Raw genomic sequence first — 20690 nt, 5'->3', positions numbered from 1 at the left:
CGGCTCGAAGGCTCCGAACCTAGACGGAAACGCGCGGTGCTTTCAACTCGCCGCCACCGCGCGGACCGCCCCTCTCCCGCCTCGCGCGGAGAAAGCCGAAGACCCGCCAGCCTCGGGCCGGCGCCATCATCGCCACTCCCCCGGTTCGCGGCCGGCGGGCAAGACCGTGCTCGGTCTTCTGCCAGTGATGCGGAGCGCGGACCAGCTCCATGAGCGCGGCGTAGAAGGCAAGGCTCTGGGCAATCCAGTAGACCGGCACGAGCAACAGGTCGAGGAGCGCCGGCGGACGATCTCGCGCCATGGCTCCGCCGATCAGCAACAAGGTCATGCCACCGTAGCAGGCAAGGACGCTGAGGCCGGCGAGCGGCAACAGGATGGCGGCAAAATCGACCGAGAGCAGGGACACGTCCGCAAGCCCGGTACCGTAGAACAGAAGCACCAGCACAAAGACCGGGTGGGCGGCAAGCGTCGTCACCATGGCAAGCAGATAGACCAGAAGCACCACGAGGCGCGTGCGCCGAAGGTCGCGGGCAAGCGCGCCGGGGCTTCGCAGCAGGACGAGCAGCGTCTGCAACCAGCCCTTGAGCCAGCGCGTGCGCTGCCGGTGCCAGGCGATCCAGCTTAGCGGTGCCTCCTCCCATGTCGTCGAGCCCAGCATCGCGATCCCGTAGCCCGACCGCACCAGCCGAACGGCCAGATCGGCGTCCTCGGTGACATTGTGCGGATCCCAGCCGCCGACCGCCTCCAGCGGCAGGCGGCGGAAATGATTGGAGGTGCCGCCGAGCGGAACCGGCCAGTCGCGCGCCGCCATCCATGGCAACAGGCAGTCGAAGAGGCCCGAATATTCCATCAGGAACTGACGGGGAAAGAAGCGCGGGCTGCGGTGGTCGATGGCAAGCTGTGCCTGAAGCACGGCGACATCGGCGGGAAGCTCGGCGAAACGCGCCGCTGCCTTGAGCAGCTGGTCCGGCTCCGGCCGGTCTTCACCGTCATAGACGACGACGAGTTCGCCGCGCGCTTGCGACAGTCCGTGGGCAAGCGCGCGCGGCTTGGTGCGCGGATGACCGTTCGGCACCGACAGGATGCGCATGCCGCCGCGCAGATGAGGAACGAGCGCCGCCCCCGTCTCGCGGTCGTCCGCCTCCAACAGAAACAGCACTTCGAAGCGGTCGCGGGGATAGTCCAGCGCGCCGAGATGAGCGGCAAGGGACGCCGCGACCCGCGCTTCTCGGTAGAGCGGCACGAGCACGCTCACGGGCGGCAGCTCGGCGCGTGGCAACATGCGGTGCGGCACGGGTGCGCGGGCGCCGGACACTCCGGCAAGAGCGCGAACCCCGCTCGACAGCAGCCCGACGCCGGTGACGAGAACCGACAGCAGAACGGCGGCGGCCTTGAGCGAGAAGACCTGCCCCGCGAGGATCCCGCCGGCTGCGACCGCCAGGACGACCGCCTGCCCCTTTGTCAGGGTACGCAAGGCCGACATCCTGGAACGGGTGAGCGCGAGACGGGCTGCCGGATCGGCCTCGGCGATCGCCCTGTCGAGCGCCGCAGGTGCGGCGATACAGGTCCGTTCGCGCAGGTCCGGGAACCGGTCGACAAGGTCGAGAAACGCTGCCAGCCGCCCTGGCGGCAGCGCCACGGCGACCATGGTGCGCCCGCTCTCGTCACGGCCGATGGCAAGCGGCCCGTTGGTGCCCGGCGGCGGCGGAAAACCTGGGGAATGGCAGGAAACGAACGACCCGGAAGGCAGGAAGCGCAGGCCAGCGGCCTCCGCGACCGCTGCGTAGTAGGCCTCCTCCGGCACAAGCTCCAGATCGAGAAGCAGTCGCCCCGGCGGCATGGCCCGTCGACGCGCGGTCCGCAGCACGACCTGCAACAGGGCATCGCAGACCCCGCGCCGGCGCAACACCTCGAGGTCCGGGGGGAGAGCCGCGGGCGGGCGGGCACCGGGTCGTTGCCGCAACCGGACGGCGGCAGGGCGGCTCCGCGTCCGCTCGCGCCCCGCATCGCCGACAATCGAGTGCGGCGGCGGCAGCGCGGAAGGGGCGCACTCGGAAAGCTCGGGCAGGGAAGGCTCGGGCATGGGGCGGGATCGTGGTATGGTGTGGCGGGAAAAGAGGATAAAGAAAAGAAACGGGCAGCCGGACGCCGGCCGGAACGACAGGATTGACAGGAATGCTCCCCGGATTTGACCGCAAGACGATTGCAGTTGCAACTCTTGCTATTTTTACGAGTGCAGCCGCGACTCTCGCCCAATCCGCAACGCCGGAAGCTTCCGCTACGTCAGAAATTACCTCGACGGAAGTGGTCACGCCCAACTACTGGGATCCGCGCACCGGCACGGACCGCCCGACAACGACGCCCAACACGATCCGCTTCCTTGCAGCCGATGATTTCCCGCCCTTCGCATTTCGCGACGGCACGGGTCGGCTCACCGGCTTCAACATCGACCTTGCCCGCGCGATCTGCGAAGAGCTGGAGGCTGCCTGCTCCTTGCGGATCAAATCCTTCGACGCGTTGGTGCCGGCGCTCGACGGCGAGGAGGGCGACGCGATCATCGCCGGCCTGGCGACGACACCGGGCAACGTGCAGACGCTGCTCTTTTCCGATCCCTACCTGCGCCTTCCCGCCCGCTTCTCGGTGCTGAAGGGCAAGACGCTTTCGGTCCTTCCCGAGGATCTGGTCGGCAAGCGCATCTCGGTTGTCGAGGGCACCGTGCACGAGAGGTTCCTGCGCAGCTATTTCAGCGGTGCGGAGATCCGGACCTACCCGACCGCCACGGAAGCGCGCGCCGCACTGGGCACCGAGGAGGTCGACGCCCATTTCGGCGACGGCCTGTCGCTGTCCTTCTGGCTCAACGGCAAGATCTCGGGGAATTGCTGCGAGTTCGTCGGCGGCCCATGGCTCGAACCGGGGTATTTCGACCACGGCCTGTCCATCGCCTTGCGCCGGGACGACGCGCTGCGTCAGGCGGCGGTCAACCACGCGCTCGCGCGCCTTCAGGCCAAGGGCGTCTATTCCGAGCTCTATCTACGCTACTTCCCCGTCAGCTTTTACTGAAGGATCCCGCCCGGGCCGGCCGCCGTGCGCGGGGCCAGCGCGAAAGGGAAGAGCAAGGCTCCACAGAATGCCGGCCGGCTTTTCGTCCTGATATTCCGTCAGGCCGATGGTCATGCCCTCGTGCCCCTCCCGCGGCTGGTCGACATAGGTGCGAAACAGCCGGTCCCAGAGCGAAAGATTGAAGCCGTAGTTGGAATCCGTCTCCGCGCGGATCGTCGAATGATGGACCCGGTGCATGTCGGGCGTCACCAGGACGAGGCGCAAGATCCGGTCCAGCGCGCCCGGCAGGCGCAGATTGGCGTGGTTGAACATCGCCGCGCCGTTCAGCACCACCTCGAAGACGAGAACACCGATTGCCGGGATGCCGAAGACAGCCACAACGCCGGCCTTCCAGAGCATTGACAAAAGAATTTCCAGAGGATGAAAGCGCAGCGCCGTGGTCACGTCGATGTCGCGGTCGGCATGGTGCATCCTGTGGATGCGCCAGAGCAGCGGCACCTTGTGCGACGCCCAGTGCTCGAACCAGACGGCGAAGTCGAGGATCACGAAGCCGGCGATGGCGGCAAGCGCGACGGGCGCATCCTGCATGTGAAACAGCCCAAAGCCGGCCTGCTCGGCCCAGAGAGCCACGCCGACGGCGGCCATCGGGAAGACGATGCGCAGCATCGCGGTGTCGAACGCGACGATGGCGAGGTTGGTGGTCCAGCGCCGCGCCCGTGACAGGATCAGGTCGCGACGCGGCAGGACGACCTCGAACAGCGCCATGGCCGCGAAGATGCCAAGGAAGATCGCAAGTCTGATGCCAGCTTCGTTCATGGTCTCCAAGACCTCCGTGGGGCGCGTTCATGCACCGTGCAAACCGCTCTCCGGCAGCCCTGCTGCTTGAACCTAGCGCGCGCCCGTGGGATAGGCGAACAACGCTGCATTCAAGGGTTCGTGAAGAGCCCCGCACACAGGACCGACAAATGAGCGACTTCCTCTGGACCCGCGCCGAAGGCGACACCCCCGCTGCCGCGACCCTGCTTCTCGCGCATGGGGCGGGCGCGGCCATGGATTCGGGCTTCATGAACCGTTTCGCCGGCCATGCCGCCAAGGCCGGGCTCGATGTCGCCCGCTTCGAGTTCGCCTATATGGCAGGCCGTCGTGACGGTGGCCGGAAGCGCCCGCCGCCGAAGGCCGACCTGCTCATCGGCGAGTTCCAGACAGCGCTCCAGACACTGCTTGCCACTTGCCCGGGGCCTGTCCTGATCGGAGGCAAGTCGATGGGCGGTCGCGTCGCGGCAATGCTCGCCGCCTCCCCCTCCCTGCCCAAGCGGGTCACGGGCGTCGTCTGCCTTGGCTATCCGTTCCATCCTCAGGGTGACGCCGGGAACTGGCGGCTCGCCCCGCTCGAGGAAACCCGCCGCCCGGTGCTGATCGCCCAGGGCGACCGCGACGGCTTCGGCAATGTGGCCGAGCTTGCGGACGTGGCCCTGCCGGAAACGGTGCGCCTGTTCTTCCTTGAGGACGGCAACCACGATCTTGCTCCGCGCGGCGCCTCGCCCGCGACCTGGGACGGCAACCTGGCGCAGGCCGCCAGGGAGACGGCGGTTTTTGCAGCAAGCCTCACCGAGGCAAAATGAACAGCGCCGCCTGACCGGCCTCGCCGGTGCGCAGACAGGGGCATGCGCACCGACACCTATTCTGCCGGAACGCCGTCGGGTCCGCGCGGCGCAGGCGGGTGTGAGCGCTCCGGGTGCGGGCCATCCTGCAGACCGTCGTCGCCATCCTCGTCCTTGCGCAGCGTGAGCAGGCGCATGATATCGTCGCCAATGCCCATCATCGCCGGCACGAGGACGAGGACCAGTGCGGTCGCCGTCGACAGACCGAAGACGATGGTGATGGTGATCGGCATCAGGAAGCGCGCCTGAAGATTTTCCTCGAAAAGCAAGGGCGCAAGCCCGCCGATCGTCGTCAGCGAGGTGAGAAGCACGGCGCGCAGACGGTCGAGCGAGGAGGAGACGGCCGCGCTCTCGACGCTTTCCCGCTCCGACAGCCGCTCGTCGAAGCGCGCCACCAGAATGATCGAGTTGTTGACCAGGATGCCCGACAGGCCGAGCAGCCCGATGAAACTCAGGATCGTCAGGTCGTAGCCCATGATGTAGTGGCCGAAGACCGTGCCGACGATGCCGCATGGGATGATCGACATCACCGCAATCGGCTTGAAGTAGCTCGCGAAGACGGCGGCGAGGATCAGGTAGATCATCGCCATCGCCGCGACCGTGCCCAGCTCCAGATCGCTGAACGCGTCCTTGCGCTCCTCCTCGCGTCCGGAGAACCGGTATTCGACGCCATGGCGCGCGGCGATGTCCTGAATCTTGCCGTCGCTGAGATCCTGCACCAGCCGAATGTTGGTGGTCACGTCTGAATCCACATCCGCCGAGACGGAGATCGTAATCTTGCCGTCACGCCGCTGGATGACCGAGAACCCCTGCCGGTCCGACAGCCGCACGACCTCGAGAAGCGGCACGAACTCGCCGTTCGGCGCCTTCAGGTAGAGCGTGCGCAGGGCCCCCGCCCCGCCAGCCTCCATCTCCTGGCGGACGCGGATCGTGACCTCTTCCTCGCCTTGCGCGAAGCGGCGCGGGATCGCGCCCTCCAGGGCACTGCGGATCTGGCGGGCGGCATCGTCGACGGTGAAGCCCAGTGCCTCGCCGCGCGGGCTCAGTTCGATAAGGAGTTCCGGCTTGCCGAAGGGAAGGTCATCGGCGACGCCGTCGACACCCGGGTAGCTCGTCAGCAGCTCCTGCAGCTCGAGCGACGCCTCCTTCAGCGCCATCGTGTCGGTGCCGGTCAGGCGCACGTCGAGATCACGTCCCGGAGGCCCGCCACGCCGCTCGTAGACGGCGACGCGCTTTGTGCCGGGAATCTCGGGGATCTCCTTGCGCCAGGCGCGCACGATCTCTGGGGTACGGATGGTGCGGGCTTCCGAGGCTGTGAGCTGGACGTCAATGCTCGCGACATTGCGGCCGCGGCTGTTGCCCGACTGGCCAAGCGTGGCGTAGGAGGCAACGACAAGCTTCTCGCCGCTGTCTCCGGCAAGCTTTGCCTCGGCACGGCGAAGTGCCTCCTCGATCGCCAGCAATCCGGCCTCGGACTTCTCCAGCGAAATGCCGGCGTTGTAGTCAATGGTGGCACGGATGTTCTCCGCCTCCGGCGAGGGGAAGAACCGGAACTTGACGTGATTGCCCATCACGATGCCGGCCGTCAGGAACAAGGTCGCGATGGCGATCGCCACGGTGACGTAGCGCCAGCGATAGGCACCCAGCACGAGGGCGCGGAACGGCACATCGCGCACCCAGTCGAAGCCCGCGTCGAAGGTGCGGCGGAAACGGCCCGGTTCGTCCTCGAAGGGCGTGTCGCGGCGCCTCCGGCGGAGGCTCATGAACAGAACCTCGAGGCCGAGGGCGACCGCGAAGAACAGCAGGATCACCGCGCCGTCGAAGGCGAGTACGCCCAGACCATCGCGCCCGGCGCGCGCCGGAACGGCGAGCCAGTCGAGAATCGGAGGCACGGAGATGTCCGGCCGCCCGGCGAGCCCGATGACGAAGAGCGCCGGCATCGCCGCAAGCAGCACGACGCGCCACCAGTTCCACGACGGACGGCGGGCGAGCGAATGTGCCAGATGGCCCGGCAGCACCAGGAAGCACTCGACAATGCTGGCGATGACCACCGATATGACCACCAGCGGGAAGGCGCTCATGATCTGGCCGATGGTGTCGCGCATCAGCAATATCGGCAGGAAGGAAGCGATGGTGGTGGTGCAGGCGGCGACGATCGGCCAGAGCATGCGCCCGGCGCCCTCCTCGGCCGCGTGATAGGGACTGTCGCCCATCGCGACCCGCGTCGCGGTGTGCTCGCCCACCACGATGGCGTCATCGACGATGATGCCGAGCGCCATGATCAGCGCGAAGAGCGAAATCATGTTGATGGTCTGCCCGGTCATCCACATGATGCCCGCCGTGGCCAGGATCGCCACCGGAATGCCGGCCACCACCCAAAGCGCGATGCGCGCGTTGAGGAAGGCGAAGAGCACGATCAGCACGAGGATGAAGCCGGAAATGCCGTTCTCGACCAGGATCATGATGCGCTGGAACAGCGAGTCCGCCCGCACCTCGTATTTGACCAGCTCCAGCGAGTGCGGAAGCTCCCCGGCGATCTCCGTCAGATACTTGTCGAGGATGGCGTTGACCTTGAGCTGGTCGGCCTTGGCCGAGCGCTGCACGGTCAACTCGACGGCGCGCACCCCGTCGGAGAAACCGATCACCTGATCGTCGTCATAGGTCTTGGAGACATCGGCGATGTCGCGCAGACGCACCTTCTCGCCGGTGGGGAAGGATTTCACCACGATCCGCCCGATGGCCTCGGGCGAGGCGGTGTCGGCGACGGCACGCACCTGCCGCTCGATGCCGCCCTGAAGGTCGCCAGAGGGCATGTCGCGGGTGTTGAGGGCGATGCGCCCGGAGATATCGCCTAGCGTCATGTCGAGGCGGCGCAGCTCGCGCTCGGGCACCTTGACCGTGTATTCGGTATCGCGAAAGCCGCTGAAGGTGACCTTGTCGATGCCCCGGTCGATAAGGTCGTCTCGGATCTTGCGCGCATAGCCCTTGAGCGCGTCCTCGGAAAAGGGGCCGCGCAGGGCGACCCGGGCGACCCGGTCGAACCAGTTGGACAGAGCGATGACAGGTGTCTCGCTGTCCTCTGGCAGGGTGGTCACGCCGGCGATCGCCTGCTCGACGTCCGACAGCGCTTTCTGCATGTCGGCGCCCTCGAGGAACTCAAGGCTGACCGAGGCCGCGCCCTCGCGGGCATAGGAGACCATCTCGTCGACGTTGTCGATGAAGCGCAGCTCCGGCTCGACCGCCTGAAGGATGTTCTTTTCCACGTCCTCGGCACTGGCCCCGGGCCAGGAGATCGTCACGTTGATGCGGTCGATGACCACCTGCGGGAAAAATTCTGTGTTGAGCTTGGTGATGCCGAAGATGCCGAACAGCACCATCAGCACCATCACCAGGTTGGCGGCATTGGGGTGGCGCAGGAAGGCACCAATGAAGCCGCGCGGCTCGAAGTCGGGCATGTGCATCGGATCAGCTCCGCCCGTCCTGGGTGCCGGCGGGCTTGCCGGTCGCAGCCGCGGCACCGGCCTTGCCGTCGGCCTCGTCCTTTTCCTTGGCCCCGAAAGGATCTTTCACCAGAACGCCCTCGCCCACCTCGTCGAGGCGCGTTGCGACAAGCACGTCACCGGTCTGAAGGTCGCCCTCGACCAGCAGGCTGGTACCGTCGAAGGCGACCGGGGTCACCTCGCGCCGCTGGGTGCGCCCGTCGACGACGACATAGACATGATCGGTGCCGTAGAGCGCGGCCTCGGGAATGCGGGCGCTGCGAGGATAGGTGCGATCATCGAGGGTCACTTCGACAAAGGCGCCCGGGCGCAGCACGGCCTGGTCGGCTCCGGCCGTGACACTGGCATAGATGTCGATGCCGCCGCGGGCGACGGCGACTTCCGCGCCGGTGCGCACGATTTCGCCCGTGTAGCGCACAGGCACGCCGCCGATGTGCCAGACCACCTCGACGGGACGGCCGACGACGGAGCCCGTATCGGAAAGGACCCGGCCGTATTGATTGTCGGAAAGCGTGAACCGCGCCTCGAGCGCGTTGCGGTCGTAAAGCGTCGCAACCACGTCGTTGACGCCAACAAGCCGGCCGATGGCGGCGCTCTCGCTCATCACCACGGCATCGAAGGGGGCGCGCAGGACCGTATCGGCAAGATTGCGCTCGGCCTGGGACTGGCGCCATTCCAGCCGCTCGATCGCCGCCTGCTGCTGTTGGACGCGCGCCTTCTCCACGTCGAGGGCGTTGCGTCGCTGCTCGACGGCCTGCTTGCGCTGCGATACCAGCAGCCGGCGTTCGTCGAGGGTGCGCTCCGTCACGGAGCCGCTGGCAAGAAGCTGGGAGGCGCGCTCCAGATCGCGCTCGGCGAAATCGAGCTGCTCGACCGCGCGCGTGACATTGCCCTCTTCCGTGGCGACCCGGCCGCGCGCCTCGACCATGGCGGCGCGCGCCTCGGCGAGATTGGCCTTCGCCTCGGTCACCGCGCCCTCATACTGGAAGGGATCGACGGAGACGATCTCCTCCCCCTTGTCGATGGTCGCGCCGGTCTCGAGCTTCGGATTTACCCGCACGATCTCGCCGGCGACCAGCGCCCGCAGCTCCGCATTGCGGGCCGCCGCGACTTCGCCGTAAACGGTCAGGCGGGGGGTGTGGTCGCCGATCTCCACCGGCAGGGTGCTGACGGTGTAGATGGTCTCCTGCTTGGGTCGGGTCGGCACGTCGCCACGCGCCAGCACGAGATGCTTCATGCCCGTGTAGGCGCCGGCTATGATCAGGAGCGCGACAGCCGCCTGAAGCGTCGCCTTGGAAACGAGGACAAGCCGGCGGCTTTGCCGGCGACCGCCCTCGTCAGGGCGGTGATAGGACACGTCCGTCCTGTGCGTCGACGACGTTTCATCCACGGATTTCAGCATCGCTTTCTCGCCCACTCGCCAACCTTTGCCCTGTCGTCGTTCTCCCTCGGAAGCGGCCTGCCCACGGCAGCCGCTTCCCCTCGCACTGCCTTCTACGGTGGGCCCGCGCGCGCGGACCTGCCTCCGGGACGATGGCATTGCGATAGCTGGCGACTATCAAAGCGAAGATGACGGGGCGCAAGCCGAAGAATGTATCAATCTGTCGTCGCAATTGAGGCACAGGGACGCGCAAGGCGGAGCCGGTGCAACGGAGCGCCATGCCGCCCCAGGGCTGACCGGCGCGACGCATAGCCTGGAGAAGGTGATACAAACGGCGACAATATTTGCGCCGGCCGGACGGGAAACCGCCCGGCAGCGGGAAAAACGGCAAGGCCAGAAAGAAAAAAGGCGGCAAACGCGCGCGCCCGACTACGGGGTCAGAATTCGTCCGAGGCGTAGTCGTAGCGCGTGTTGCAGAAGCGGCAGGTGACCTCGATCCGCCCACCCACCGTCATGTCGTCGCGCTCCTCGGCGGAAAAGCCCTTGAGCATGCCGCGAATACGCGTATCCGAGCAACGGCAGCGGTCGACGATGGGCTGGGGCGGGAAGATGCGCACGCCGCGCTCGTTGAAGAGACGGAAAAGCAGCCGCTCGGCTGTCATGTCCAGGTCGGTGAGTTCGTCGTCGCGCAAGGTCTCGACGAGCGCGCGCGCCTCACGCCAGGCGTCGTCCTCGTCAAGGTGATGCGCGCCCGCGCCCTCCGGCGCATCGCCGGGATGCAGGTCGGGCTGGCGCATGCGCTCCGGCGCCTCGGGCAGGAACTGCGCCAGCACGCCACCGGCAAGCCACGAATGACGCGGCGCGGCGCCTTCCTGGCGCTCAAACACCTCGCCGACGGCGAGACGCACAACGGTCGGGATCTGCTCCGACTGGGCGAAGTAGCGGTGCGCCACCTCCTCCAGCGAAATGCCGTCCAGCGCGACAATGCCCTGATAGCGGTTCATCGCCGCGCCCTGATCCACCGTCATTGCCAGATGGCCACGCCCGAGCAGGGACGCCGTATCGGTCGCGCCCGCGCGCTCGGCCTCGGCAAGCGCCGCCTCATCGAACTGGGCGCAGGCGCGCAGGCCGTCCGGCGTGTCGAAATCGACGACGAGCATCGACACAGGCCCGTCGGTCGTTGTCTGCAGCGTGAAGCGCCCGTCGAACTTCAGCGAGGTTCCAAGCAACGCGACGAGCGTCGCAGCTTCCGCCAGCAGGCGTGACACCGGCGTCGGATAGGCGTGGCGCTTCAGGATCTTGTCGAGAACCGGGCCCATAAGCACGGCACGGCCGCGCACGTCGAGCGGCTCCACCGAATAGGGCAGGACGGCATCGCGACCGGCCGGCTGGACGCCGAGCCGGTCGAGTTCTTCAGCAACAGTCATCAGGCCTGCAGGGCTCCAAAGCACCAGGCAAGAATGCCCTTTTGCGCATGCATGCGGTTTTCCGCCTCGTCGAAGACGACGGAAGCCGGGCCGTCCATCACCTCGGACGTCACCTCCTCACCGCGGTGCGCGGGAAGGCAATGCATGAAGATCGCGTCGGCGTCGGCCTCGCCCATCAGCCGGCTGTTGACCTGATAGGGCTTCAGCATGTTGTGGCGGTCGCCCTCGTCGTCACCCATCGAGACCCAGCAGTCGGTGACCACCGCATCGACGCCGCGCACGGCCTCGAACGGATCGTCGGTCAGGCTGATCTCGGCGCCGGCCTTGCGGGCAGCGGCGATAAGATCCGCCGGGGGGGCAAGCTGGGAGGGCGTGGCGATGCGCAGTTCAAAATCGAACTTCGCCGCCGCATGAACCCAGGAGGCCAGCACATTGTTGCTGTCGCCAGTCCAGGCGACGGACCGGCCGGCGATCTTGCCCTTCTTCTCCTCGAAGGTGAGCACGTCGGCCATGATCTGGCACGGATGGGTGAGCTTGGTCAGGCCGTTGATCACCGGAACGGTCGCATGTTCCGCCAGTTCGTGCAGCGCGTCATGATCAAGGATGCGGATCATGATCGCGTCGACGTAGCGCGACAGAACGCGCGCGGTGTCGGCGATGGTCTCGCCGCGACCGAGCTGCATCTCCGCGCCAGTCAGCATCAACGTCTCGCCGCCGAGCTCACGCATGCCGACGTCGAAGGAAATGCGCGTGCGCGTCGACGGTTGCTCGAACACCATGGCGAGCACGCGGCCGGCCAGCGGCCCCGTGCCGCTGACGCGAACCGGACCGCGCGCTTCCTTGATGCGGCGGCTGCCGTCGAGAATAGAGCGCAGTTCGTCTGCCCCGACCTCGGTGAGGTCGAGAAAATGGCGGGGCTGGACAGTCATTATTCGGCAGCTCCCTGCTTCAGCTCTGCTTCCATGGCAATGGCTGCCTTCTCGATGCGCACCACGGCTTCCTCGATCTCCTCTGCGGTGATCGTCAGCGGCGGCAGGATGCGCAGTACGTTGTCGCCGGCGCCGATCGCAAGCACGCCCTCTGCGCGGAAACGCTCAAGCAAGGCTCCGTTGGGGACACGGCACTTGAGGCCGAGCAACAGGCCCTTGCCGCGCAGATCCTCGAAAATCTCCGGATGCCGGTCGATGACGCCGGAGAGCTTCTGCGTCAAAAGCAGGCCCTTGTCGCGCACGCCCTCGAGGAAGCCATCGGCGAGCACCACGTCGAGCACAGCGTTGCCGACCGCCATGGCGAGCGGATTGCCGCCATAGGTCGTGCCGTGGGTGCCCGGCTGCATGCCGGAGGCAACCTCCTCGGTCGCGAGGCAGGCGCCGACCGGAAAGCCGCCGCCGATGCCCTTGGCAATCGCCATGATGTCCGGGGTGATGCCGGCCCATTCATGGGCAAACAATTTGCCCGTGCGTCCGACGCCGGTCTGCACCTCGTCGAGCAGCAGCAGGATGCCGTTGTCGTCGCAGATCTTGCGCAGGTCGCGCAGCGTCTCGGTCGGCACGGACCGCACGCCGCCCTCGCCCTGGATCGGCTCGATCAGGAGACCGGCCGTCGTGTCGGAGATCGCGGCCAGCAGCGCCTCGCGGTCGCCGAAGGGAACCTGCACGAAGCCCGGAGCCTTGGGCCCGAAGCCCTCGAGGTACTTCGCCTGACCGCCGGCGGCGATGGTCGCCAGCGTCCGGCCGTGGAAGGCACCCTCGAAGGTGATGATGTCGATCCGCTCCGGCTCGCCCTTCGAATAGAAGTAGCGCCGCGCCGTCTTGATCGCGCATTCCAGTGCCTCGGCGCCGGAATTGGTGAAGAACACCCGATCGGCGAAGGTCGCTTCGGTCAGCTTGCGCGAGAAGGTGTCCTGGCCCGGGATCGTGTAGACGTTCGACACGTGCCAAAGCTTCTCGGCCTGCGTCTTCAGCGCCTCGACAAGCGCCGGATGGCCGTGGCCGAGCGAGTTCACCGCAATGCCGGAGCCGCAATCGAGAAAGCGTCGGCCATCGGTCGTCTCCAGCCAGACACCATTGCCGCGTTCGAACTCCAGGTTCGCGCGGTTGTAGGTCGGGTAGAGAGTTGAGCCAACCATAGCCGTCTTGCTCCTTGTTGCCGGTGGCGCGCCTTTCCCTGGCCGCCCACCTCATGGCCCGTCATCGGATGAATCCGTCGCCGCGCCGCCATGCCCTCCCGCGCCACGCGCTCGCGCGGCAACGAAAACAGGCGGGCATTTGCCCCCCTTAAAAGCATAGCGCCGCCCCGAAAGGCGGCACGACAACAGGGTTTCGTTATACACCGCCCAGCCGAGCGAAAGTCAACGAAATAGCAATCCGCCCGTTTTTGCACGCCCCGCGCCCGAGACCTCCTTAATTGGGGAAAACATCGACTATCCCCAAGTGAATCGGGCCAACGACTTGCACGAAAAACGCGGCATATTGTAGGTTTCAGACATCAGAGACACGACATCTCGTGTGCTTGACTCAGAATAGCCTCAAAATCCGGCAATAGGCGGGACACCATCAGGGTGTGCCGGCAAGGTTTTTTTAACCATATGCCGGACGGACGACGAAGACGGAGTGAGACGCATGTCCTGGACAAGCGAGCGTGTCGACCTTCTCAAGAAGCTCTGGCTCGAAGGCTTGAGCGCGAGTCAGATCGCCGCCGAGCTCGGCGGCGTGACGCGCAACGCGGTCATCGGCAAGGTGCACCGGCTGGGCCTCTCCGGCCGTGCCAAGGCGCCGACGAACGCTGCCAAGCCATCGCGCAAGACCACGCAGCCCACAGCCGGCGCCGAGACGGCGCAAGCGCCCGAGACCAACGCCGGCGCACCGCAGACCATCGGCGCCACGGCGCTGAAGATGGCTCCTTCCCCGGCCCCCGCACCGCAGCAGAAGCCCGTTGCGGAACTGGTCCCCATCGCCAAGCGCGCCACCATCCTGACGCTCACCGAGCGCACCTGCAAGTGGCCGATCGGCGATCCGACCAAGGATGACTTCTATTTCTGCGGCAACAATTCCAATCCGGGCGTGCCCTATTGCCCGTATCACTGCCGCATGGCCTACCAGCCGGCGAATGACCGCCGTCGCGAGCGCAACACGGCGGCCGCGACCGGCTGATATCGCCACAACAGGGTGCCACAGAAAAAAGGCCCGCGCATCGCGCGGGCCTTTTTCGTTGACGGCTGGTTGCTCCATTTCCTGGCGGCGGGTCGGGATCCGGCCCGCCGGGAAAGGCCGCTTCAAGACGCCTGGGCGAACTGGTCGTTGAAGGCGTAGCCTGCGCCGCGCACGGTGCGGATCGGGTCCGGCGCCTTGCCCCGGTTGATCGCCTTGCGAAGGCGACCGACGTGAACGTCGACGGTGCGCTCGTCCACATAGACGTCATGTCCCCATACACCGTCGAGCAACTGCTCGCGCGAGAAGACGCGGCCGGGCGAAGTCATCAGGAATTCCAGCAAGCGGAACTCGGTTGGCCCCAGATGGATCTCGCGGCCAGAGCGACGCACCCGGTGCGTTTCCCGGTCGAGTTCAAGATCGCCGGCGCGCAGCAACGAGGAGACGACCTCCGGCTTTGCGCGCCGAAGCATGGCGCGCACCCGTGCCATGAGCTCGGGGATCGAGAAGGGCTTGACCACATAGTCGTCGGCACCTGTCGCCAGGCCGCGGATGCGCTCCTGCTCCTCGCCGCGCGCCGTGAGCATGATCACCGGCAGGCGCTCGGTCTCGGCCCGCGAGCGCAGCCGACGACACAATTCAATGCCGGACAGACCCGGCAACATCCAGTCGAGCAGGAGAAGGTCGGGCTGGTTCTCGCGCAGCCGGATATCGGCCTCGTCGCCCCTCATGCAGGTCTCGACCGTGTAGCCCTCAGCTTCGAGATTGTACCTCAGAAGCATGGCAAGCGGTTCCTCGTCCTCGACAATCAGAACCTTCGGCATTCCCGGAAACCTCGTATGTCAGTCGCAAGGGCCCGGCTATGCCGCCGGACCCTGTCCGTTTCGAAGGCGTCAGACGTTGGTCTCGACGCCGGTCTCGTCCTGCTTCTGGCGCTCGTCCATCGGCTGCACGCCGGTCGTCATGTAGATGACGTTTTCGGCGATGTTGGTCGCATGGTCGCCGATGCGCTCGATGTTCTTGGCGCAGAAGAGCAGATGCGCGCAGATCGAGATCTGGCGCGGATCCTCCATCATGTAGGTGAGCAGTTCACGGAAGATCGAGGTGTAAAGCGCGTCGACGGCATCGTCGCGCTCGCGCACGGCCTCGGCCTCGGCCGTGTCGCGGCTGGCATAGGCGTCGAGCACGTCCTTGAGCTGCTGCTGGGCAAGCTCGGTCATGTGCTCCACGCCAAGCGCGAACTTCTTGGAATCGAAGGAGCCGTCGATGGCGATGACACGCTTGGCGACGTTCTTGGCGAGATCGCCGACGCGCTCCAGGTCGTTGGAGATGCGCATGGCGGAAATCACATCGCGCAAGTCCTGGGCGACAGGCTGGCGACGGGCGATGACCAGGATCGCCTGCTCCTCGACCTCGAACTGCAGCTGGTCAACACGCTTATCCTGGAGCACGACGCGGCGCGCGAGATCCTTGTCCATGCGGATCAGCGCCGAGATGGCCTCGTTGAGCATGGCCTCGGTGAGGCCGCCCATCTCCGAGACGCGCCCGGCAATGGACTTCAACTCTTCATCGAAAGACGTAACGGTATGGCTAGTCATTCTTCATCTCCTCCGCCGACGGCGGTAACGGGATCGGGAAGCCGGGGCAGGCCCACGCCCGCACCCTTTCCAGGATGCATGGGCACGGACCAACCCGCCTTGTCGTCAGCCGAAGCGTCCGGTGATGTAGTCCTGCGTCCGCTTGTCCGCAGGGTTGGTGAAGATCTCCTTGGTGTCTCCCTCCTCGACAAGATTGCCGAGATGGAAGAAGGCGGTGCGCTGGGAGACGCGCGCGGCCTGCTGCATGGAGTGCGTCACAATCACGATGGTGTAGTTGGCGCGCAGATCGTCGATCAGCTCCTCGACCTTGGCGGTCGCGATCGGATCCAGCGCCGAGCAGGGCTCGTCCATCAGGATCACCTCGGGACTGACCGCGATGGCGCGGGCAATGCACAGGCGCTGCTGCTGACCGCCGGAAAGGCCGGTTCCCGGCTCGTCGAGACGGTCCTTGACCTCTTCCCACAGGCCGGCCTTCTGCAGGCTCGAGGCGACGATTTCCTCAAGCCCGGACTTGTTGCTGGCAAGACCGTGGATGCGCGGTCCGTAGGAGACATTGTCGAAGATCGACTTGGGGAACGGGTTCGGCTTCTGGAACACCATGCCGACCTTGGCGCGCAACTGCACCGGATCCACCTTGGGATCGTAGATATCCTCGCCATCGATCTCGATGTCGCCTTCGACGCGGCAGCTGTCGATCGTGTCATTCATGCGGTTGAGGCAGCGCAGGAAGGTCGACTTGCCGCAACCCGACGGGCCGATGAAGGCGGTGACCGTCTTGTCCTCGATCTGCAGGTCGACGTCTTTGATCGCATGCGTCTCGCCATAGTAGACCTGCACCTTCCTGGCCAGGATCTTCATGTTGTTCATGGCGGCAACCTTCTCGGCTTTGGGCATTTGGTTCATGGCGTGTCAGTCCTTACCAGCGGCGCTCGAAGCGGCGGCGCAGGATCACCGCGAGGATGTTCATGGTCATGAGGAAAACGAGCAGAACGATGATGCCGCCCCATGCCCGCTCGTAGAAGGCGGGATCGGCGCGCTTGGCCCACTCGTAGATCTGGGCGGGCATCGCCGAGTTCGGCTCCAGGAAACCGGAGACGGCCGACGTCGGGTAGTTGGAGGCGATGAAGCCGACCATGCCGATGAGGAGCAGCGGCGCGGTCTCGCCGAGAGCCTGGGCAAGGCCGATGATCGTTCCCGTCAGGATGCCCGGCATGGCGAGCGGCAGAACGTGGTGGAACACGGACTGCATCTTCGAGGCGCCAACCCCCAGAGCCGCGTCGCGGATCGACGGCGGCACCGACTTGAGAGAGGCGCGGGTCGAGATGATGATCGTCGGCAGCGTCATCAGCGTCAGCACCAGGCCGCCGACGAGCGGAGCAGACTGGGGCAGATGCGCGAACTGGATGAACGCCGCCAGACCCAGGATACCGAAGACGATCGAAGGCACGGCCGCCAGGTTGGAGATGTTCACCTCGATCAGATCCGTGAACCGGTTCTTGGGGGCGAATTCCTCCAGATAGATGGAGGCGGCGACGCCGATCGGCAGCGACAGGACCAGCACCACCAGCATCATGTAGAGGGAGCCGATCATCGCAACGCCGATGCCGGCCTCCTCGGGACGCGAGTCGGAGGCGTCCGAGCCCAGGATGAAGGCGGTGTTGAAGCGTTTCTGGACGATGCCGGCCTTTTTCAGAACATCGATCATGTCCAGGTGGCTGGCGTCGAGGTTCTTGTCGTTGACGAGCGCCTCCCGCGAGACGCGGCCCTTCAGGTAGCCGTCGACGCGCGAGGACGCCAACAGGTCGAAGGTCACCGTCTCGCCGATCCGGTCCGGGTTGGCCAGCACGAAGTTGCGCACCTGGGCGGCAGCGCCGGAGGAGAGCATCAGCCGCAGGTCGCGGCCCTTCATGTCGGTCGAGATACCGGCGGACTTGAGCTGGGCCTCAAGCCCGGCCTCAATCATCAGATTGTACTTGGACGTCTTGACGATCGACTTCTCGGCCTGCTCCACCGCCGTCTTCTCCAGGGCCACGGGCACGCTGAAGAAGGTCTGGCTGAAGGCGCTGAGCCCGTTGGAGAAGATCGCCCAGAGCAAGGCGACCAGAAAAAGCAGGCCGATCAGGATTGCGGCGATGCCATAGAGACGGAAGCGCGTCTCGGCGGCATTGCGCTTGCGGGTCAGGGCATCGACCTCGAGCAGCGAGGTCTTGCGGCGGGCCGGTGTCGTATCCGACGCCGGCGATTTGGTCACGGTCGCGTCGGTCATTCGTACTGTTCCCGGTATTTCCGCACGATGTAGAGGGCGAAGATGTTGAGGCAGAGCGTGATGACGAAGAGCGTCATGCCAAGCGCAAAGGCGACGAGCGCCTCCGGCGAGGCGAAGTCCGCGTCACCGGTGAGCTGGCTGACGATCTTGGCCGTCACGGTTGTCATGGCCTCGAAGGGATTGAGGCTGAGCTTGGCGGCGGCGCCGGCGCCGAGCACAACGATCATGGTCTCGCCGATGGCACGCGAGGCGGCCAACAGGATGGCGCCGACGATGCCCGGAAGCGCGGCCGGCAGGATCACCTGCTTCACCGTCTCCGAATGGGTGGCGCCGAGGCCGAGCGAGCCGTCGCGCATGGCCTGCGGCACCGCGTTGATGATGTCGTCGGAGAGCGAGCTGACGAAGGGGATCAGCATGATGCCCATGACGAGGCCGGCGGTCATGACCGCCGTGCCGCCGGCCATCCAGTCGACACCGAGCACGCCGCCGGAGCCGAAGGCGCTGACGAGCAGCGGCCCGATGGTGAGCAGTGCGAACAGGCCGTAGACGATGGTCGGAATGCCGGCGAGAACCTCGAGCATCGGCTTGGCCGCAGCGCGCACGACCGGAGGGGCGTATTCCGAAAGGTAGACAGCGGCGAAAAGGCCGACGGGAACCGCCACCGCCAGTGCGATGAAGGAGATGTAGAGCGTCGCCCAGATCAGCGGAACGATGCCAAGTTCGGAACCGCCGCCGAAGCTCGGGCTCCAGGTCGTGCCGAAGAAGAACTCGCTCGCCGGATAGAGGCGGAAGAACTCGACCGTGTTGAAGATCAGCGACAGCACGATGCCGAGCGTTGTCAGGATCGCGATCGAGGCAGAGATGATCAGCAGCGCCAGGATCACTTTCTCGACGCTGTTGCGGGCGCGAAAGTCCTTGCTAGAGCGCAGGTAGCCATAGGCGAAGCCGGCAAGCGCCAGCGCCAGAATGGCGAACGTGCGGGCCATCAGGCCGACGCGATCAAGCTCGCGGTAGCGCTGTGCCGCGTGCAGTGTCTCGGATGTGACGTCGGAGCCGAGGGCGACGCCAACGTCACCCAGCCTATCACGCACATCGGTGAATTCGGTGCGGATGGAATCAGCCTTCTCCGCCGTCATGACGCCAGCTTCCACGGCAAGATCGAGGCCGTGGGCGATGCGGCGAACGTCGCTCATCACCAGATCGAGCGAACTCTCCTCGGCGGCTTGCGTCGAGATCATGGAGGAAACACGGCTTTCGACAACCGCGGGCTGGACGGCCAGCCACACAGCAAGGGCAAGAAGCGCCGGGAGCAGCGTGACGAGCGCGACATTCCAGCCGTAATAATTGGGCAGGGAATGCAGCAGGCGACCGTCACCGCCAACCGATGCGAGCGCGCGGGCACGCCCGAGGAAAAAGCCCGCGGCGGCAAGCGCAAGCAGCACGAGCAGGATCACTGGCAATGACATGAGGTTCCATCCGACATGGGAAAAGGGGAAGGGGCGGCCAGGCCGCCCCTTCGTTTCTAGTCGGCTTAGTGGGTCAGGACGGTTTCGCTGGCAACCGCTTCCTGGACCTTGGCCAGCTCCGGATCGGAGACCAGGCCATACTGTGCGAGCGGACCGGAGGGGCCGGCAATCTCGTCGGAGACGAAGAACTGGGCGTACTCCTTGAGGCCCGGGATCACGCCGATGTGCGCCTTCTTGACGTAGAAGAACAGCGGGCGGGAAACCGGGTATTCGCCGGACGCGATCGTCTCGGTGGACGGCGTGACGCCGGCCATGGTCGCGACCTGCAGCTTGTCGGTGTTGTTCTCGTAGAACGAGAGACCGAACACGCCGATGCCGTCCTTGTTGGCATCGATACGGGCGAGCGTCTCGGTGTAGTCGCCGTCGATGTCGACCGAGCGGCCGTCCGTGCGCAGCGACATGCAGGCCTTCTCGGCGGCCTTCTTGTCGGTGCCGGCGTCGATCATCGCCTTCAGCGCGCCGCTGTCTTCGCAGCCCTGCAGGATGACCTTCTCCTCGAACACTTCACGGGTGCCGTGCTTGGTGCCGGGAACATAGGCCTGGATCTGCTGATCGGGGAGCTGGTCGTTGACCTGCTTCCAAGAGGTCAGCTCGTTCTTGACGAGCTTGCCGTCGACGAGGATCTCGGCGGCGAGCGCCTTGTACCAGTCGGCCGGGGTGAACTTGAAGGAGTTACCCTTGATGTCGGAAGCGAAGACGATGCCGTCATAGCCGATGCGGACTTCGATGATGTCCGTCACGCCGGCCTCGGCGCAGGCCTTGATCTCCTTGTCGCGGATGGGGCGCGACGCATTGGCGATGTCGATGGTGTTCTCGCCGACGCCGGCGCAGAACTTCTTAAGACCGGCAGAGGAACCGCCCGACTCGACGACCGGGGTCGGGAAATCGGTGTTCTCGCCAAAGGCTTCGGCAACGATCGAGGCGTAGGGAAGCACCGTCGAGGAGCCGGCAATCTGGATCTGGTCGCGGGCATGGGCAGCGCCGGCGAAGGAGGTCGCGGCAACAGCGAGCGCCGTCGCGCTGAGAAGGGCTTTGATTTTCACCTGACTTCTCCCTGGATGTTCAGGATTTCGTGCGTCCCCTTGCGAACTTATTCCGTCAAGGGCAGGGGGACCCTAGTCC

Annotated in this window: 16 protein-coding genes; 3 read left to right on the top strand and 13 right to left on the bottom strand. The window is 65.9% G+C overall.

Annotated features, from left to right (window positions below):
• Positions 1 to 19 precede the first annotated feature (19 nt).
• Entirely contained in the window at positions 20 to 1840 is a 1821-nt protein-coding gene (locus ACN0WF_RS09290; RefSeq protein WP_417772524.1) for a glycosyltransferase family 2 protein, read from the bottom strand.
• 464 nt (positions 1841 to 2304) lie between these two features.
• Between ACN0WF_RS09290 and ACN0WF_RS09285 the strand changes: the two genes are divergently transcribed.
• Complete coding sequence (locus tag ACN0WF_RS09285) at positions 2305 to 3060, top strand: transporter substrate-binding domain-containing protein (RefSeq protein ID WP_417772523.1); 756 nt, start codon at positions 2305 to 2307, stop codon at positions 3058 to 3060.
• Here the strand turns inward: ACN0WF_RS09285 and ACN0WF_RS09280 are convergent.
• Positions 3031 to 3876, bottom strand: coding sequence for a sterol desaturase family protein (locus ACN0WF_RS09280; RefSeq protein WP_417772522.1), 846 nt, complete (start codon positions 3874 to 3876; stop codon positions 3031 to 3033). The two genes, ACN0WF_RS09285 and ACN0WF_RS09280, sit on opposite strands and share 30 nt — an antisense overlap.
• A 149-nt stretch (positions 3877 to 4025) precedes the next feature.
• On the opposite strand from ACN0WF_RS09280, the gene ACN0WF_RS09275 reads away from it, so the two are divergent.
• Entirely contained in the window at positions 4026 to 4682 is a 657-nt protein-coding gene (locus ACN0WF_RS09275; protein ID WP_417772521.1) for an alpha/beta family hydrolase, read from the top strand.
• Between the two features lie 56 nt (positions 4683 to 4738).
• On the opposite strand, the gene ACN0WF_RS09270 is transcribed toward ACN0WF_RS09275, so the two are convergent.
• The 5 genes from ACN0WF_RS09270 to ACN0WF_RS09250 all read right to left on the bottom strand — a co-directional run bounded on the left by ACN0WF_RS09270 (position 4739) and on the right by ACN0WF_RS09250 (position 13157).
• On the bottom strand, positions 4739 to 8182 hold the full coding sequence (locus ACN0WF_RS09270) for an efflux RND transporter permease subunit (RefSeq protein ID WP_417772520.1): 3444 nt from the start codon (positions 8180 to 8182) through the stop codon (positions 4739 to 4741).
• Between the two features lie 4 nt (positions 8183 to 8186).
• Positions 8187 to 9623 carry an efflux RND transporter periplasmic adaptor subunit gene (locus ACN0WF_RS09265; protein ID WP_417772519.1) on the bottom strand — a complete coding sequence of 479 codons (1437 nt, stop codon included), beginning with the start codon at positions 9621 to 9623 and terminating at the stop codon, positions 8187 to 8189.
• 416 nt (positions 9624 to 10039) lie between these two features.
• On the bottom strand, positions 10040 to 11029 hold the full coding sequence (locus ACN0WF_RS09260; protein WP_417772518.1) for an Hsp33 family molecular chaperone: 990 nt from the start codon (positions 11027 to 11029) through the stop codon (positions 10040 to 10042).
• The gene (argF, locus tag ACN0WF_RS09255; RefSeq protein ID WP_417772517.1) at positions 11029 to 11958 is read right to left on the bottom strand and encodes an ornithine carbamoyltransferase; all 930 of its coding nucleotides are present in this window, start codon (positions 11956 to 11958) and stop codon (positions 11029 to 11031) included. Before argF ends, ACN0WF_RS09260 begins: the two co-directional genes overlap by 1 nt.
• Positions 11958 to 13157: an aspartate aminotransferase family protein gene (locus ACN0WF_RS09250; RefSeq protein ID WP_417772516.1), complete on the bottom strand. Its 1200-nt coding sequence runs from the start codon at positions 13155 to 13157 to the stop codon at positions 11958 to 11960. The genes argF and ACN0WF_RS09250 overlap by 1 nt, the downstream gene beginning before the upstream one ends.
• 493 nt (positions 13158 to 13650) lie before the next feature.
• On the opposite strand from ACN0WF_RS09250, the gene ACN0WF_RS09245 reads away from it, so the two are divergent.
• Positions 13651 to 14181 (top strand): GcrA family cell cycle regulator, encoded by a 531-nt coding sequence (locus ACN0WF_RS09245; protein ID WP_417772515.1) that lies wholly within the window; start codon positions 13651 to 13653, stop codon positions 14179 to 14181.
• A 122-nt stretch (positions 14182 to 14303) separates the two neighbouring features.
• Here ACN0WF_RS09245 and phoB read toward each other — a convergent pair whose 3' ends face one another.
• The 6 genes from phoB to ACN0WF_RS09215 form a co-directional block, all read right to left on the bottom strand.
• Complete coding sequence (gene phoB / locus ACN0WF_RS09240; RefSeq protein ID WP_417772514.1) at positions 14304 to 15002, bottom strand: phosphate regulon transcriptional regulator PhoB; 699 nt, start codon at positions 15000 to 15002, stop codon at positions 14304 to 14306.
• Positions 15003 to 15071: 69 nt separating this feature from the next.
• Complete coding sequence (gene phoU / locus ACN0WF_RS09235; protein ID WP_417772513.1) at positions 15072 to 15776, bottom strand: phosphate signaling complex protein PhoU; 705 nt, start codon at positions 15774 to 15776, stop codon at positions 15072 to 15074.
• A 105-nt stretch (positions 15777 to 15881) separates the two neighbouring features.
• Positions 15882 to 16679 carry a phosphate ABC transporter ATP-binding protein PstB gene (pstB, locus tag ACN0WF_RS09230; RefSeq protein ID WP_417772512.1) on the bottom strand — a complete coding sequence of 266 codons (798 nt, stop codon included), beginning with the start codon at positions 16677 to 16679 and terminating at the stop codon, positions 15882 to 15884.
• 13 nt (positions 16680 to 16692) lie between these two features.
• Positions 16693 to 18042: a phosphate ABC transporter permease PstA gene (pstA, locus tag ACN0WF_RS09225; protein ID WP_417772511.1), complete on the bottom strand. Its 1350-nt coding sequence runs from the start codon at positions 18040 to 18042 to the stop codon at positions 16693 to 16695.
• On the bottom strand, positions 18039 to 19508 hold the full coding sequence (gene pstC / locus ACN0WF_RS09220) for a phosphate ABC transporter permease subunit PstC (RefSeq protein ID WP_417772510.1): 1470 nt from the start codon (positions 19506 to 19508) through the stop codon (positions 18039 to 18041). Before pstC ends, pstA begins: the two co-directional genes overlap by 4 nt.
• Before the next feature lie 65 nt (positions 19509 to 19573).
• Positions 19574 to 20605, bottom strand: coding sequence for a substrate-binding domain-containing protein (locus tag ACN0WF_RS09215; protein ID WP_417772566.1), 1032 nt, complete (start codon positions 20603 to 20605; stop codon positions 19574 to 19576).
• Positions 20606 to 20690: the final 85 nt, after the last annotated feature.

This window comes from Stappia sp. (assembly GCF_048268045.1).
GTDB lineage: Bacteria > Pseudomonadota > Alphaproteobacteria > Rhizobiales > Stappiaceae > Stappia.
This window is presented reverse-complemented; position numbering and strand designations above follow the sequence as displayed.

Excerpts from the sequence above, each read along its gene's own strand:
- ACN0WF_RS09290 (WP_417772524.1), bottom strand. The coding sequence starts at position 1,840 with ATGCCGCCGGGGCGACTGCTTCTCGATCTGGAGCTTGTGCCGGAGGAG.
- ACN0WF_RS09280 (WP_417772522.1), bottom strand. The coding sequence starts at position 3,876 with ATGAACGAAGCTGGCATCAGACTTGCGATCTTCCTTGGCATCTTCGCG.
- ACN0WF_RS09275 (WP_417772521.1), top strand. The coding sequence starts at position 4,026 with ATGAGCGACTTCCTCTGGACCCGCGCCGAAGGCGACACCCCCGCTGCC.
- ACN0WF_RS09270 (WP_417772520.1), bottom strand. The coding sequence starts at position 8,182 with ATGCACATGCCCGACTTCGAGCCGCGCGGCTTCATTGGTGCCTTCCTG.
- ACN0WF_RS09265 (WP_417772519.1), bottom strand. The coding sequence starts at position 9,623 with ATGCTGAAATCCGTGGATGAAACGTCGTCGACGCACAGGACGGACGTG.
- ACN0WF_RS09260 (WP_417772518.1), bottom strand. The coding sequence starts at position 11,029 with ATGACTGTTGCTGAAGAACTCGACCGGCTCGGCGTCCAGCCGGCCGGT.
- argF (WP_417772517.1), bottom strand. The coding sequence starts at position 11,958 with ATGACTGTCCAGCCCCGCCATTTTCTCGACCTCACCGAGGTCGGGGCA.
- ACN0WF_RS09250 (WP_417772516.1), bottom strand. The coding sequence starts at position 13,157 with ATGGTTGGCTCAACTCTCTACCCGACCTACAACCGCGCGAACCTGGAG.
- ACN0WF_RS09245 (WP_417772515.1), top strand. The coding sequence starts at position 13,651 with ATGTCCTGGACAAGCGAGCGTGTCGACCTTCTCAAGAAGCTCTGGCTC.
- phoB (WP_417772514.1), bottom strand. The coding sequence starts at position 15,002 with ATGCCGAAGGTTCTGATTGTCGAGGACGAGGAACCGCTTGCCATGCTT.
- phoU (WP_417772513.1), bottom strand. The coding sequence starts at position 15,776 with ATGACTAGCCATACCGTTACGTCTTTCGATGAAGAGTTGAAGTCCATT.
- pstB (WP_417772512.1), bottom strand. The coding sequence starts at position 16,679 with ATGAACCAAATGCCCAAAGCCGAGAAGGTTGCCGCCATGAACAACATG.
- pstA (WP_417772511.1), bottom strand. The coding sequence starts at position 18,042 with ATGACCGACGCGACCGTGACCAAATCGCCGGCGTCGGATACGACACCG.
- pstC (WP_417772510.1), bottom strand. The coding sequence starts at position 19,508 with ATGTCATTGCCAGTGATCCTGCTCGTGCTGCTTGCGCTTGCCGCCGCG.